Source organism: Rhodococcus sp. P3_B8, assembly GCF_056402775.1.
Window position 1 is genome coordinate 67,318 of record NZ_JBFUGT010000008.1, and the last position, 14,110, is coordinate 81,427.

12 protein-coding genes are annotated in these 14,110 nt (G+C 69.1%); 8 read left to right on the forward strand and 4 right to left on the reverse strand.

Annotation, left to right across the window (positions count from 1 at the left end; all coding sequences use genetic code 11):
* Positions 1–256 precede the first annotated feature (256 nt).
* Positions 257–2,398 carry an MMPL family transporter gene (locus AC1D1G_RS05545; protein ID WP_477951458.1) on the reverse strand — a complete coding sequence of 714 codons (2,142 nt, stop codon included), beginning with the start codon at positions 2,396–2,398 and terminating at the stop codon, positions 257–259.
* Between the two features lie 99 nt (positions 2,399–2,497).
* Here AC1D1G_RS05545 and AC1D1G_RS05550 point away from each other — a divergent pair, with 99 nt between their 5' ends.
* A complete protein-coding gene (locus AC1D1G_RS05550) occupies positions 2,498–2,932 on the forward strand; it encodes a MarR family winged helix-turn-helix transcriptional regulator (RefSeq protein WP_283351095.1) in 435 nt (144 codons plus the stop codon).
* Between the two features lie 9 nt (positions 2,933–2,941).
* Here the strand turns inward: AC1D1G_RS05550 and AC1D1G_RS05555 are convergent, their stop codons facing one another.
* Positions 2,942–3,745 (reverse strand): hypothetical protein, encoded by an 804-nt coding sequence (locus AC1D1G_RS05555; RefSeq protein ID WP_477951459.1) that lies wholly within the window; start codon positions 3,743–3,745, stop codon positions 2,942–2,944.
* 96 nt (positions 3,746–3,841) lie between these two features.
* Complete coding sequence (locus AC1D1G_RS05560) at positions 3,842–4,384, reverse strand: lipoprotein LpqH (RefSeq protein ID WP_477951460.1); 543 nt, start codon at positions 4,382–4,384, stop codon at positions 3,842–3,844.
* A gap of 208 nt (positions 4,385–4,592) precedes the next feature.
* Here AC1D1G_RS05560 and AC1D1G_RS05565 point away from each other — a divergent pair, with 208 nt between their 5' ends.
* The 7 genes from AC1D1G_RS05565 (at position 4,593) to AC1D1G_RS05595 (ending at position 12,902) form a co-directional block, all read left to right on the forward strand.
* Positions 4,593–5,918, forward strand: a complete 1,326-nt coding sequence (locus AC1D1G_RS05565; protein ID WP_477951501.1) for a hypothetical protein — start codon at positions 4,593–4,595, stop codon at positions 5,916–5,918.
* Positions 5,915–6,946, forward strand: coding sequence for a hypothetical protein (locus AC1D1G_RS05570; RefSeq protein ID WP_317569435.1), 1,032 nt, complete (start codon positions 5,915–5,917; stop codon positions 6,944–6,946). Before AC1D1G_RS05565 ends, AC1D1G_RS05570 begins: the two co-directional genes overlap by 4 nt.
* 13 nt (positions 6,947–6,959) lie before the next feature.
* Positions 6,960–8,459 (forward strand): tetratricopeptide repeat protein, encoded by a 1,500-nt coding sequence (locus AC1D1G_RS05575; RefSeq protein WP_477951461.1) that lies wholly within the window; start codon positions 6,960–6,962, stop codon positions 8,457–8,459.
* Positions 8,460–8,673: 214 nt separating this feature from the next.
* Positions 8,674–9,237, forward strand: coding sequence for an alkyl hydroperoxide reductase subunit C (gene ahpC, locus AC1D1G_RS05580; protein ID WP_105420263.1), 564 nt, complete (start codon positions 8,674–8,676; stop codon positions 9,235–9,237).
* A 175-nt stretch (positions 9,238–9,412) separates the two neighbouring features.
* On the forward strand, positions 9,413–11,005 hold the full coding sequence (gene ahpF / locus AC1D1G_RS05585; protein WP_280779548.1) for an alkyl hydroperoxide reductase subunit F: 1,593 nt from the start codon (positions 9,413–9,415) through the stop codon (positions 11,003–11,005).
* A 118-nt stretch (positions 11,006–11,123) separates the two neighbouring features.
* Positions 11,124–12,398: a CHAT domain-containing protein gene (locus AC1D1G_RS05590; RefSeq protein WP_317569433.1), complete on the forward strand. Its 1,275-nt coding sequence runs from the start codon at positions 11,124–11,126 to the stop codon at positions 12,396–12,398.
* A 90-nt stretch (positions 12,399–12,488) separates the two neighbouring features.
* Entirely contained in the window at positions 12,489–12,902 is a 414-nt protein-coding gene (locus AC1D1G_RS05595) for a VOC family protein (RefSeq protein WP_073360863.1), read from the forward strand.
* On the opposite strand, the gene AC1D1G_RS05600 is transcribed toward AC1D1G_RS05595, so the two are convergent.
* Positions 12,867–14,078 carry an FAD-dependent monooxygenase gene (locus AC1D1G_RS05600; RefSeq protein WP_317569430.1) on the reverse strand — a complete coding sequence of 404 codons (1,212 nt, stop codon included), beginning with the start codon at positions 14,076–14,078 and terminating at the stop codon, positions 12,867–12,869. The two genes, AC1D1G_RS05595 and AC1D1G_RS05600, sit on opposite strands and share 36 nt — an antisense overlap.
* Positions 14,079–14,110 lie beyond the last annotated feature (32 nt).

Here is a 14,110-nt window from a genome sequence, read left to right on the forward strand (position 1 = left end):
CTCACGCATCCCGCTTCCGCCACGGCCGTCACCTCGTCGAGGTAGGCCAGGACGGGCCGGATCGGCGGCCGAGGTCGTGCCCGGGTCGCAGAACTGGACCTCCAGACGATCACCGGCCGTGGTCGCGTCCCTACTGACTGCACCGACATTCGAGTTGTACCGCGCAGTCCCGCTGTGCCGTTAATCGAGCCAGGCTCGGCTGCGCGACCATGAGCGAACAGGCAGGCATCACGCTTGCGACATTCGCCGAGCGCGCTCACGTACGACTCGAATCCAATTCCGTCTCCGCAGAGACGTTCTCGTCGGGCTCCGGTGCCGAGGCGAGCTTGCTCGGCCACCAGATCTTCTGCCCGATGTCGACGGTGAGGGCGGGCACCAGGAGTGACCGCACGAGGAGTGCGTCGAGGAGCACGCCGAACGCCACGATGAAGGCGATCTGTGCGAGGAAGATCAGCGGGATGACGGCGAGTGCCGAGAAGGTCGCCGCCAGAACCACTCCCGCCGACGTGATCACTCCGCCGGTGACGGTCAGGCCGCGCAACGCGCCGCGCCGGGTTCCGATGCGCCGGGCCTCTTCCCGGACCCGGGTCATGAGGAAGATGTTGTAGTCGATTCCGAGGGCGACGAGGAACACGAACGCGAACAGCGGGACGACGGGATCGGCACCCGGGAACCCGAAGATGTGCTCGAAGACCAACGACGAGATGCCCAGCGTCGCAGCGAAGGACAGGACCACCGTTCCCATCAGCAGCAGCGGCGCGAGTAGCGAACGCAGCAGCAGGCACAGGATCGCGAACACCACGAGGATCACGACGGGGATGATCAGGGTGCGGTCACGCGTCGACGTGGTCTTGGTGTCGAGGTCCGTGGCGGTGGTGCCGCCGACCAGGGCGTCGGCGCCGTCGATCGGGTGGACGGCCTCATGCAGGCGGACGATGGTGTCCTCGGCCGCGAGGGAATCGGCCGGATCGGTCAGGGTGGCTTCGATCGCCACCCGGCCGTCCACCACCAGTGGGTCCTGCGTGCCGGGGGCCGACAGAACGGTGATGTCGCCGACCCCGTCGATCCGGGCAGCGTCGGCTACCACTTCGCGGGAGCCCTCGTTCGCGATGATCACCGCCGGCGAACCGGAGCCGGCGTCGAAGTGATCACCGAGGATCTGCTGGCCCGCAACGGAATCGACGTCGAGCAGGAACGTCTCGGACTCCGCGACCCCACTCGCCTCGAACTGGGGCATCAGGAGCGCGAAGAGCACCAGCACCAGGCTCGACGCCACCCAGAAACGGCGCGGGTGCGCACCGATCCGTGCCGCGAGCGCGGCCCAGAACTTGTGGTCGGCGGCCTCGTCCTTCTCGGCGTGCCGCGCGTCGAAGGCGGGCCTGCTCGGCCAGTACGCCGTCCGGCCGAGGAGCACGAGCACCGCGGGGAGGTACGTCATGGACGCGACGAAGGACGCCGCGATACCGATGGCCGCCACCGGCCCGAGTCCGCGGTTGGAGTTGAGATCGGACAGCAGCAGGCACAGCACGCCGGCGATGACGGTGCCCGCGGAGGCGGCGACGGGTTCGAGCGTCGCCCGCCACGCGGTCCGCACGGCACGGTACTTGTCCTGCTCGATCCGCAGTTCCTCGCGGTAGCGGGACACGAGCAGCAGTGCGTAGTCGGTCGCGGCACCGAAGACCAGGATGAACAGGATCCCCTGGCTCTGACCGTTCAGCGCGATCACACCGGTGTCGGCGAGCAGGTACACGAGGAGACTCGACAGTCCCAGCGCGAAGACGGCGGAGGTGATCACCGCGAACGGGAGGATCGGGCTGCGGTAGACGACGATGAGGATGAGGATCACGACGACACCCGCCACCAGGAGCAGCAGTCCGTCGATCCCCGCGAACGCCGCGGACAGATCCGCTACCTGACCGGCGGGCCCGGTGACGAGGACGGTGAGACCGTCCGGTGCGGCGCCGAGCGCGTCCCGGAGTTCCGTGACACTGTCGCCGACCTCGCCGGCGCTGTCGACGGGCACGAACATCTGCAGCGCCCGGCCGTCGGCGGACGGGATCGGCGGCGACACCTCGTCACCGAATCCCTCCGAACCGGCGAAGGAGTTCGCGGTGCCGGCGAGGAACTCGGTGTCGGACGCGGTGATCCCCGACGCCCGTTCGGCGACGACGATCGCCGGCACGAACTGCGTGTCGGTGAAACCCTTCTGCAGCGCCGAGACCTCCGTGGCCTCGGCGGACGCGGGCAGGAACGACGTGCTGTCGTTCTGCTGGACCGAGGAGAGTTTACCGGCGAACGGACCACCGAAACCGCCGACGGCCAGCCAGACGATCACCAGCAGGGCTGGCAGAATCCACCGCAGGCGACGAACCGGGCGCGGGCGGGCAGTTGTGGTCACGTGCTCTCCAATGCTGGACGGTTCGACGACCGGATGTCCGGATTGCGATGTTCCTATTTTGTTCAGCCTGCTGAGCAAATTGCAAATGGAGGCGAAGAAATGACGAGCGACGGCATGGACGAGTGGCCCACCGGACGGCTGTTGTCCACGGCTGCGCGGCTGGTCGAGCACTCGTGGGAGGACATTCTCCGGTCACAGAACATGACTCACGCCGGCCTCATCTGCCTGCACACGATCGCCGACCGGCCGGCCTCGCAGCGGGACATCGCGAAGGCCTCGCGGGTGACGGACCAGACCATCAGCCGCACCATCGACCGCCTCGAACGAGCCGGGTACGTCACCCGGGAAACCGACCCGCTCGACGAGCGGCGCAAGCGGGTCGCGATCACCGAGCCGGGGCGCGCGATCTACCGCCGCCTGCTGACCCTGGAGAAGGAGGATGCGGCCCTCACCGCCGCCGTCGGCGACGTGGGGCCGCTGCGCGAACAACTCCTCCTCCTCGTCCGGTCGCTGGGACTTCCGCCCCGGGACTGATCGTCGTCGTCACACGTTCGCAGGCAGGGCGATGACGACCTCCCGCTCGTTCCCCGGCAGATAATGGACCGTCACCACCCGGCCGACCTGAACGTGCCCGACGCTGCGCGGCGGCAGGAACTTCTCGACACGGGTGGTGAACGTCGTGCCGTCGGGCCGGGTGACCGCCAGCCCGAGTTCGACCTTCGAATTCCCGTTGCGGATCTCGCCGGGCACACTGAGCGACTGCACCACCGCCTGCGCGGGAACGCCGCGAGCCGCGATGTCGAGCTTGCCCGGGGTGGTGAGCCCCTGACGAATCATGGATCGGTTCAACGCGTCCTGCGCCGTCGACGTGTCTCCCGACCGGTCGATCTCGACCTTGTCGGTGCGGCCCGGCAGGTATCGGACGGGGAGAACGACACCCGGGCGGAAAAGAGCCAACTCGGTGAGCGGCACGATCATCCTGGCGTGCGATTCGAAGGTCTCGCCGTCGGCGCCCTCGACGCCGAGGTCGATCCGGGCTTCCGGTTGATCGTTCAGCGTCATGCCGGTCTGGCGCACCGACCGCACCGTCCCGATCCCGACGGCGCCCTGCCGGAACGCGGCACTGTTGCGCCCGGTGAACGCCGCCAGCACGCTGTCGCCGGTGAGGGCGAAACAGACCACGACCACGCTGACCGCGACGATCGGCCAGATCATCTGCGGGCCGACCCACGACAGGGCGTCGATTCCGTAGTTCGACCGTCCCCGATCGCCGAGGCCGTACCACAGGTAGTAGCCGACCGACCCGACGAGAAACACCAGGGCGGCGGTACGCACGATCTTCTTCACGATGAGTCCTCTCCGTGCCTGAACTGGGGGGAAGAACGGGTGGGACGCGCGCGAACTCGACTGCCGCGACTCCGCGCGCGTCCCAGGTGAGCCGGCTCAGCCGCCCACGACGGTCGAGCATGCGAACGTGATGTCGAACTTCGACGAACTCGGCGCGGTCGGGTTGCTCATGTCGGGCGCGCCGACGCCTTCGCCGCTGATCGTGTAGGTGTCGCCGTCCTTCACGACGGTCGCGGATCCGCCGGGCATTCCCTGCCCGAAGCCGAGGGCGTACGGGAGGCCGTTCGACCCGCCCTTGCTGCCCGCGATTCCGACGGCCTGCACGGTGTCCGCGCCGGTGATGGTCGCGGAGACCGCCAGGTCGCCGTACGTCGCATTGGCGGTGTCTGCCAGCGCCAACGCGAGGGTGTCGCCGTGCTTGGCGCAGGTGGCGTCGAAGTCGGCTTCCAGTGCCTTTCCGTCGACCGCGGCCGAGGACGCGCCCGCCGGGTTCGCGGCGGCCGGGGACTGTTCGGAGCTTCCGCCGCCGGAGCTGCCGTCACCGGTGTCGCTGCAGCCCGAGACGAGCAGGGCGACAGCGGCCGCCGCCACGATGCCGGCGGTGTAGACGCGCTTCTGAGTCCGAACGATCTTGTTCATGATCCGTCCTTCACGTTTCGTGAGGGGCGCTCGGCGCCCGTCGTCGATTCCTTCGGCTCGCGGACTGGAGCCGATGTGAGAAAGGTAGGAACGTCTCGCGCCCTACCGATCCCAGATTTGTCGCCCCGTCGACCGGGCATCCCTGCGGTAGCCTGCTCGAATGCGGACGGCATCGAGGAGCTCAGTGGCTGCTCGGCGACCGCGAGCGATGGTCCTCGACGAGGTGTGGCGCGAGCTGGACGGGGTCGAACCGCTCAGTGGGCCGGACGGCGGACCCCTGAGCCGCACCGTGAAACTGATCCTCGATCCGCTGGTCATCCGCCCGGTGCAGAACCCGCTGTGCGCCGGTCCGATCGTCACGGCCGACGGGGCGCAGTTGCTCGCCACCCGGGTGCACGCCTCCGCCGACGTGCTCCGCGCCACCGCCGCCTGGTTCACGCTGCTCAAACGGGTTCGCCGGGCGCTGCGCATCACGGACGGCAACCCCCAGGACCTGTATTTCCAGCGCTGTTTCGAACTCGCGACCGGTTCGGGCACCCCCGACCCGCTCCGGAGCGAATCCGTCGCCGAGGACACGTTGCGCGACGTGCACGATGTCGCCGCAGGCCGCACCACTCAGGCGTTGAAGGCCCACGTCACCAACTCGGAACGGGCACGCGAGCTGAACGCCCTGATCGACGTCGCGTGGGGGCGGCGGCCGCTGTCGGGCCCGGCCACCGTCGACCACGCCGACGCGATCGACGTGGTACTCGACACCTGTCCCGGCGCGCGCCTCGAGCAGGACGGTGACGACGGACGGCACGCGCTCGACAGCCTGGTCGCCGGGCACGCGGGGACCCACCACGGCATCGCGCTCTGGACGACCGAGGTCTCGGCCCACCGGCTCGGCCTGACGGCGCATCCCGTGCCCGTGCCGCCGCGACTGGGGGCGTCGGCGTCCACGTCGACCCTCGGGCTCCCGTTCGACCGGTCCGTCTACGAGCGCGTCTTCACGGTGCTCCGCGCGTCGACCGACCGTGCGGAGCTGCCACCGATCCACGAACTGGTCACCACCGAGATCGCCCGAAGTTGCTCGCCCTGGGCGCTTCTCGACGAATCCCTGCGGGTTGCGGCGACGACGGGCGCCGCGCTGGCGACCGGTCTCAGTCCGATCGGTACCGCGCCCTCTCCAGCGGGCACGGACACCACCGCCGTCCGGGTGATCAACGGCCGCTGGCAACGGGAGGCGTACGTCCTGCAGGCACGCCGCCTCACGGTGAGCGCCGACGCCGCGTCGCTGCCCGAAGCGAATCCGCTGACGGCCATCGCCGCCGAACTCCTCGAGCCGTGGCGGCCCTACCTTCGTCGCCTGTGGGTCCGCCTCCACGGCCGCGACGTGCGCGAGTTCTCGGTCCACGAACCGGACGAGCTCTGGGACCTCCTCGACGGGGTGACGCGATCGGTGATCCTCGACCACCGCATGCGGGTCAAGCAGGCGCTCAGTGCAAATTCGCGGACGGATGCGGCGGTCGCTCCCGAATCGAGGGCGAGTTGACTCCCGGCACGGTGCGGATCGAGCGCGCGCCCGACGGGGTATGGGTCATCGCCCGCGATGACGCACCGAGTGTCCTGGACGACGCCGCAGGCATCGACGTGGCAGTGCTGGAAGTGCTGGGCGGGCACCTGTCGTGGAGTGTGCTCGCCGACCACCCGGTCCCGGTCGGGGTGCTCGACGACGTCGCGTCGGCGCAGAACTGGGTGTGGGCCGTGTTCGGCGAGGAAGTCGCGCTCGCCGTGGCCGCCGGCTCCGGGCGCGACGTCACGGTCGAGCCGGCGCGACCGCGGGTGGCCGCCGGTGCGAGGCGACTCGCGTACGCGCACTGGGCGGCGCGGTGGTGGCCGGCCTCGACGATCGACGCCATCCCCCCGCTCGACGAGGGGCTGTTGAACGGCGAGATCGCCACCCTCGTCGAGGAATGCGATCTACTCGTCGACGGAGACGATGCCGTCGTGCCGACGGGCCCGGCGCTCGCCGACCGGCCCGGCCGGGCTGACGACTACGCCCTCGCGGCCGGCGCGGCGGCCGCGACGCTGCCGAGCACGCTCGTCCTGGCGCGCGGTACCACCGGATCCGACTGGCGCCGGTACCCACCCGGGCTCGTCGACGCGTCCGAGCGTGCGGTGTCGTGGGAGGTGGTGCGCGCCGCCGGGAACACGACCGTACGGGTGAGTGTGGTTGCGGCACCGGGCCTTTCCGAACCCGTGCCGGCGCATGTGCGTCCACACGCGCTGATCGGCACCGCATCGGGCACCGCTGACGTGGCGCTTCAGCTGTCGGGGGATGCGTGGTCCGGCGAGTCGGCCGCACCACCGGGCTCGGAATCGGGGGTGTCCGTGGACGTGCACCTGCCCGGGTTCGGCGTGAACGGTCACGCCGACGACGGAGGCCCGGAGGCCCGGGAGCGCGTTCGGGCCCTGGTCCACCGGCGATTACGCCGGGCTGCGGAGACGGCACCCGACGACGGGCCGGATGCGCCCCTGCTCGCCGAGATAGCGGCGGCCGTCTCGGATTCGGACTTCTGACGTGGGAGAACAGATGGGGCGTGACCTCCTCGCGGCCGGCGCGGCCGCGTACTCCCGCGGAGACGTCGCCGAGGCACTCCGGACATTCGAGCGGGTCGCCCGCTCGACCACCGGCGATCTGCGGACGAGCGCGATCATCAACGCGGCCAGCATGTCCGACGAACTGGGCGATCATGTGACGGCCGTCGACCTCTACCGGGAAGCCCTCGCGGCGATGCCGGCCGACGCGATCCGGATGCGCCCCGCGGCGCTGGTCAACCTGTCGCAGGCCTTGCAGCACCTCGGCGACCTCGACGGCGCGCAGGACGCTCTCGAGCAGGCGCGGGGACTGCTCGCGGCAGCCGACGATCAGGGCGACCTGCGCGTCGCGTGCCTGCTGTCACTGACCGCGGTCGCGATGCACCGGCAGCAGTGGGCGCACGCGGCCGACATCGCCACCGAGTCCCTCGACGCGGCGGTGCGTTTCGCCCCCGCGCTGGCGGGCCACCCGCTCATGAACCTGGCCGCCATCCATTTCGAGACCGGGCGCTTCGACCTTTCCGACGACTTCGCCGGCCAGGCGCTCGACGCGTTCGAGACGGCGGGCGACGTCAACGCGGTCGCCGAAACGCAGCAGAACCTGGGCATCATGCACGTCCGCTCGGGGCGGCCCGACGATGCCGAACCGCTGCTGCTGTCGAGCCAGACATATTTCGAGCGCGCCGGGATCGGCCACCGGGCGGGAATCGGGTCGAAGGTGCTGGCCTTCCTCGCCGAGGGCCGCGGCGACACCGAACGCGCGTCGACACTCTATCGCCGCAGTCTCGACTACTTCCGGAGTTCCGGAGCGGTACTCGACGCCGCGGACGTCGAGACCCGCCTCGCCACCGTCGCCTTCGGTGAAGGGCGACCCGACGAGGGAGAGACACTGCTCGCCGCCGCGTTCGACACGTACCGCGGGCTGGGGCTCGGGCTGCACTGCGCGCAGGTCGACTTCTGGCACGCAGCCCTCCTCGAATCCGCGCTCGCGGCGTCCGGCACCCCCGACAGCGCGGTGCGGGCACGAGCCACCGCGCTCGCGGTGCCCGCGGCGATCGCCATCGACGCCGTGCGGTGCACACTCCCGAACGGGCGTCAGCGCGAGCAGTGGAACCGCGAGATCGCCGATCCGGCGCTGCAATTGGCGTTCCGCCTCGCCTCCGCGTCTGGTGACGCGCGCCTGGTGGCCGATCTCGTCGAGGCGCAGTGCGCGGGGACGACGGTGGACGTCGGCCGGGCCGGGCACCGCATCCCGGCGCGGCTCCCCCTGCAGTTGCCGGACCTTCCCCCGGCAGGCACGACCGACACCGAGGGGTCGTTCCTGCTCGGCGCCGCATTGGCCGGAGTCGCGGCCGGCGCCGGTCTGCCGGTGCCCCTTCCCCCACGGCTCGCCTTGACGTCGGATGGGCGAATTGCGCTGGACAACTCGATCGCGGTCGCCGAGGAACGCTATCGGCGCGCGGTCCGGGACAGCCGGGTGGTGCCTGCATGGTGACCTCTCCCAGGTGTCATGGTCGTCACACTGCACGTCCGGCGACCACCCCGGGTGGTGTGGGTGGAGTGCGGCACTGACCTGCAACGCTGCCGATTCTGCGACCATTGATAGCCCCACCCAATCTATGGAATAGGTCTCATAGATTGGACCTATTCCAATCTGCTGGATAGCCTCGTCGCTGTCGGCTTCCCCGTCTCCCCGAATAGAGGTTTCCATGGCCCTGATCAACACGCAGATCAAGCCCTTCGCCGCGAACGCTTTCAAGGACGGCGCGTTCATCACCGTGTCCGCGGACGACATCAAGGACAAGTGGGCGGTCTTCTACTTCTACCCGGCCGACTTCACCTTCGTCTGCCCGACGGAACTCGGCGACCTCGCCGACCACCACGAGGAACTGCAGCGCCTCGGCGTCGAGGTCTTCTCGGTGTCCACCGACACGCACTTCACGCACAAGGCGTGGCACGGATCGTCCGACACCATCGGCAAGATCAAGTACGCCATGATCGGTGACCCGACCCAGGAGATCAGCAGGAACTTCGAGGTCCTCCGCGAGAACGAGGGATTGGCCGACCGCGGCACCTTCCTCGTCGACCCCGACGGAGTCATCCAGTTCACCGAGGTCACCGCAGAAGGCATCGGGCGCAATGCCGCCGAGCTCGTTCGCAAGGTCAAGGCCGCTCAGTACGTCCGGTCGCACCCGGGCGAGGTCTGCCCCGCCAAGTGGGAAGAGGGCGAAGAGACCCTCGCCCCGTCGCTGGATCTCGTCGGCAAGATCTGACGCAGCCAGTCGTACCGCAGGCACGGGCTCAGGTTCCCTGAGCCCGTGCGGGCGGTTCCCGGTGCTCAGCTCCCGTGGGGGCAATCGGTGTCGCACCAACACCTTCCGGACCACCTGAACCAGAATTTTCCGGTTTCCGATCCCCTTGTCCTCCCGACCGATGGAGTAGATCCTCATGCTCGAAGCCTCGCTTGCCGGCCAACTGAAGTCCCTGCTCGAAAAGCTGACCCTGCCGATCGAGCTCGTGTCCTCACTCGACGACGGACCCAAGTCGGTCGAACTCGCCGAACTGCTCACCCAGATCGCGGCGATGTCGGAGAAGATCACCTACGAACGCCGCGACGACGACACGCGACGCCCGTCGTTCGCGGTCCGCCGCAGCGGAACCGACATCGAGGTCCGCTTCGCGGGCATCCCGCTCGGCCACGAGTTCACCTCGCTCGCACTCGCTTTGCTCCAGGTCGGCGGCCACCCGTCGAAGGAGGCACCCGAACTGCTCGAGCAGGTCCGCGACCTCGACGGCGACTTCCACTTCGAGACCTACTTCTCGCTGTCCTGCCAGAACTGCCCCGACGTGGTGCAGGCCCTGAATCTGATGTGCGTGCTCAATCCGCGCATCAGCCACGTCGCGATCGACGGCGCCCTGTTCCAGGACGAGGTCGACGGCCGCCAGATCATGGCTGTCCCGACGGTCTTCCTCAACGGCGAGCTCTTCGGCTCCGGCCGGATGAGCCTGGAGGAAATCGTCGGCAAGCTCGACGTCGGCGCCGCCGACCGCGCCGCCGCCGCGATCGCGCAGAAGGATCCCTTCGACGTGCTCGTCGTCGGAGGCGGCCCGTCCGGCGCCGCGGCCGCGGTGTACGCCGCGCGCAAGGGAATTCGCACCGGCATCGCCGCCGAGCGCTTCGGCGGTCAGGTGCTCGACACCATGGCGATCGAGAACTTCATCTCCGTTCCCTACACCGAGGGACCCCAGTTCGGGTCGGCGCTCGAGAATCACGTCCGTCAGTACGGCGTCGACATCATGAACACGCAGCGGGCCGCGAAGCTCGTCCCTGCCCCCACCGAGAACGGCCTCGTCGAGATCGAACTGGAAAGCGGTGCTTCTCTTCTCGCGCGCACCGTGATCCTGTCGACGGGTGCGCGGTGGCGCTCGATGAACGTGCCCGGCGAGGACGCGTACCGGAACAAGGGTGTTACCTACTGCCCGCACTGCGACGGACCGCTGTTCAAGGGCAAGCGCGTCGCAGTGATCGGTGGCGGTAACTCCGGCGTCGAGGCCGCAATCGATCTCGCGGGACTCGTCGAGCACGTCACGCTCGTCGAGTTCGACTCGGTGCTCCGCGCCGACGAGGTGCTGCAGCGCAAGCTGCGCAGCCTCCCGAACGCCGACATCCTCCTGAGCACGCTCACGACGGAGGTCCTCGGGGACGGCAACAAGGTCACCGGCCTGACCTACCAGGACCGCACGACCGACACCTCGCACACGCTCGACATCGAGGGTGTCTTCGTCCAGATCGGCCTCCTGCCCAACACCGAGTGGCTGGCCGGGTCGGTCGAGTTGTCCGACCGCGGCGAGATCGCGATCGACGACCGCGGCCAGACGTCGGTGCCCGGCGTGTTCGCTGCCGGCGACTGCACCACCGTGCCGTACAAGCAGATCGTGATCGCCGCCGGTGCCGGAGCAACGGCAGCGCTGAGCGCATTCGATCGGCTCATCCGGACGGGTGTACCCGCCGAGGAGTCCACCGCCGCAACGATCGCGTAGTTCGGCCGAGGTCGACGAGCCGTGCCTGCATCCGTGCAGGCACGGCTTTCGGCTTTCGGATCGACCCGGGTGCCCGGTACGCACACCACCGCCCGGGTGGGTAGGGAATGCTGGGACGGTGCCGACTCACCCGTGTCACCCACCGACCGCGATCGTCCGGATGGCCGACGCCGGTGATCTGTACACGTCGTGGCGGTGGACCCACGACTCGCACCCCGGCGGTGTCGGCGTCGCACCCGCCGCGCAGGTGGATGCGGCCCTCGCCGCGCTGGCCCGGGCTCTGCCCGACCTCACCGATCCGGAGGGACTGCACCACGCGCTGACGGCGGGCGGCTTCTCCGCCTACGAGTCGGAGCATGATCTGGCTCAGCTCCTTTCACGCACATTTCTTCCATTCGGCCTTGCGCAGCAACTGCACGAGCTGCTCACCCGCGGTGTGCGGCCGCACCTCCGGCTCCAACCGTCGCCCCGCGTCGCGCAGGTGCCGTGGGAACTGATCGCACCCGACGCCGGGCTGCGTCTCGTCGACATCGCGGATGTCAGCCTGCTGGCTCCGCTCAGCATCGTCCACTCGCCCGGCCGGCCGGTTCGAACGTGGACGCACACCCGGCAACTCCCCGTCGTCGCGGTGCTCGACCCGCGGGTGCCGGGCTTCCGTGCGGATTCGGAACTCGGCTCGGTCCTGGGGCGGATGGCCGCGGACAGTCCGCTGTCGCAGCGGGTCGCGACGTACGCCGGCGAGGGCCGGCTGCTCCCCGAGGTGGACGGACCGACGGACTGCTTCCGCCGTGAAGACGTGGACCGGGAGTGGCTCGGCGCAGCGTTGCGCGAGGGTGCGGGCCGGCTGATGTATGTCGGTCACGTCACCGCGGCGGCACCCGAATCCGGTCAGAGCGAGCACGCCGAGCTGCACCTCGCCTGCGCCGCGGACTCCGTCGGGTTCGCGGAGCCGACCCGTGCTCACCGGCCGTTGTCCGCGAAGGACCTCCTGCTGGGCACGCACACGCTCACGGCCGAGCCGATCCGCGGCGCGGAGTTGTGGCCGATCCCGAGCAGGGTGGCGCTGATCGCCTGCGAGAGCGGTGGCGACCTGCGGTTCAGCGAGGCGCTCGGGCTGGTCTCCGCGATGATCGCCGGCGGGGCGGAACTCGTCACGGCCAGCCGCTGGGCCCTGCCCACGGACCTCGCGTTCCAGCGCATCGCCGGCACCGCAGCACACGCGTGTCCGCTGCAGGACGCCATCTGCTCGATCGACGCGGCGCACGAACTGCCCGACGCGGTCGGCGCGCTCTGCGACTGGCAACGCGAGCGGGTGGCCGCCTGGCGGGACGAGCGGACGATCGAGCACTCACCGGTGCTGTGGGCGGCATTCGCGACGGTCTCCACCCACTGATCCGCCTCGGCCGTCCGTTCCCCACATCGTGTCGGCCGGTCGTTGTACCGTCGTTGCTGTCGGTTCCGGCACGAAGAAGGAGCATGTCCCATGACCTCTCGGCTCAACCCCTACATCAGCTTCGACGGCAACGCGCGGCAGGCAATGGAGTTCTACAAGGACGTCTTCGGAGGCACCCTTGCGTTGAACACGTTCGGTGAATACGGTGCGCCGGAAGGCGAAGGCGCCGACAAGATCATGCACGCCATGCTCGAGTCGGACACCGGCTACACGCTCATGGGTGCAGACACCCCGCCCGGTATGGAACACAACCCGGGAACCAACATCGCGGTGAGCCTGAGCGGAGACGACGGCGACGAACTCCGCGGCTACTGGGCCAAACTCGCCGACGGCGGATCCGTGTCCGTGCCCCTGGAGAAGCAGATGTGGGGAGACGAATTCGGCGCCTGTACCGACAAGTTCGGCATTTCATGGATGGTCAACATCGCCGGCACACCGGGCTGATCGCAGCGCCGGGTAGTCCTGCAGATCGATGTCGGTAGCGAAGGAGTCGGTCAGCTTCATCATCAGGCCGAACAGGAACGTGGACTTGAACGTCCAGTTGCGCAGCCTGATTCGAGTAGCCGATTTCGGCGCGAGAAACGGTCCGGCACTTCCCTTGCGGGCGATCTTCGCGTACCCGAGCATCTTTTCGTTGTAGCGTCCGAACGCCACGCGGTGGTCGCCGTCGGCGGCGGCGAGCTCACCCGCCAGGACGTACGCACCCACGAGGGCGAGGCCGGTCCCGAAGCCGCCCAGCGTATTTCCGTACGCGGCATCACCGACCAGGGCCACGCGGCCGGCGGTGTAGGTATCGGCCTCGACCCTCGCGATCGAGTCGAGGTAGAAGTCGGGCGCGTCGTCCAGGTGCGCGAGTAGCCGGGGCACGCGCCACCCCGCATCGGCATACGCGGCGGTCAGCATTCGTTTCTGCTGGGTGACGTCGGCGCGGTCGTACTCGATCCGATCGGAGGCGAAGACGAACAATTCCGGAGCCTTCGGTCCGCCGACGACGGCCATCCGTCCGGGCTCGTTGTACATCAGTCCCGTCCCGCGTTCCCGGTCCGGCGAGGCGTCACTCGCCGAGCCGGTGGTCCCGACGACGGCGTAGTAGTAGCCGAGGTATCGGACGAACTCGTCCTCCGGCCCGAACCGGTGGCGGCGGACGGCCGAGTGGATGCCGTCGGCGCCGAACACCAGGTCGAACCGGCGTGCGTCCGACTTCTCGAACGTGACCTCGACACCCGAGTCCGTGTCGACCAGTGCGGTGACGGAATCGCCGAAGAGGTACTCGCACGAATCCGCGGTGCGCCGGTAGAGGATCTCGGTGAGGTCGCCCCGCGCGATCTCGATGTCGCCGCCGACGAATTCCCCGGGGATGGTCGCCAGGTGCCTGTCGCGTTCGTCGACGATCAGGAGGTCGGTTTTACCGGTCTGCCGACGGAGTACGTCGTCGAGGATTCCCATCCTCTCCAACACTTTTCGGTGAACCTCCCCCTTGAAGTCGACGGCCTGGCCGCCGAGCCGAAGGTCGGGTGCCCGCTCGACGATGGTGACGGTGTATCCGCAGCGGCTGAGCCAGAACGCCAGTGCCGGACCGGCGATGCTTGCACCCGAGATCAGGACGGTTCTGTTCGGCATGGGAGCCTCCGCGGAGTAATTGTGTCTGACGG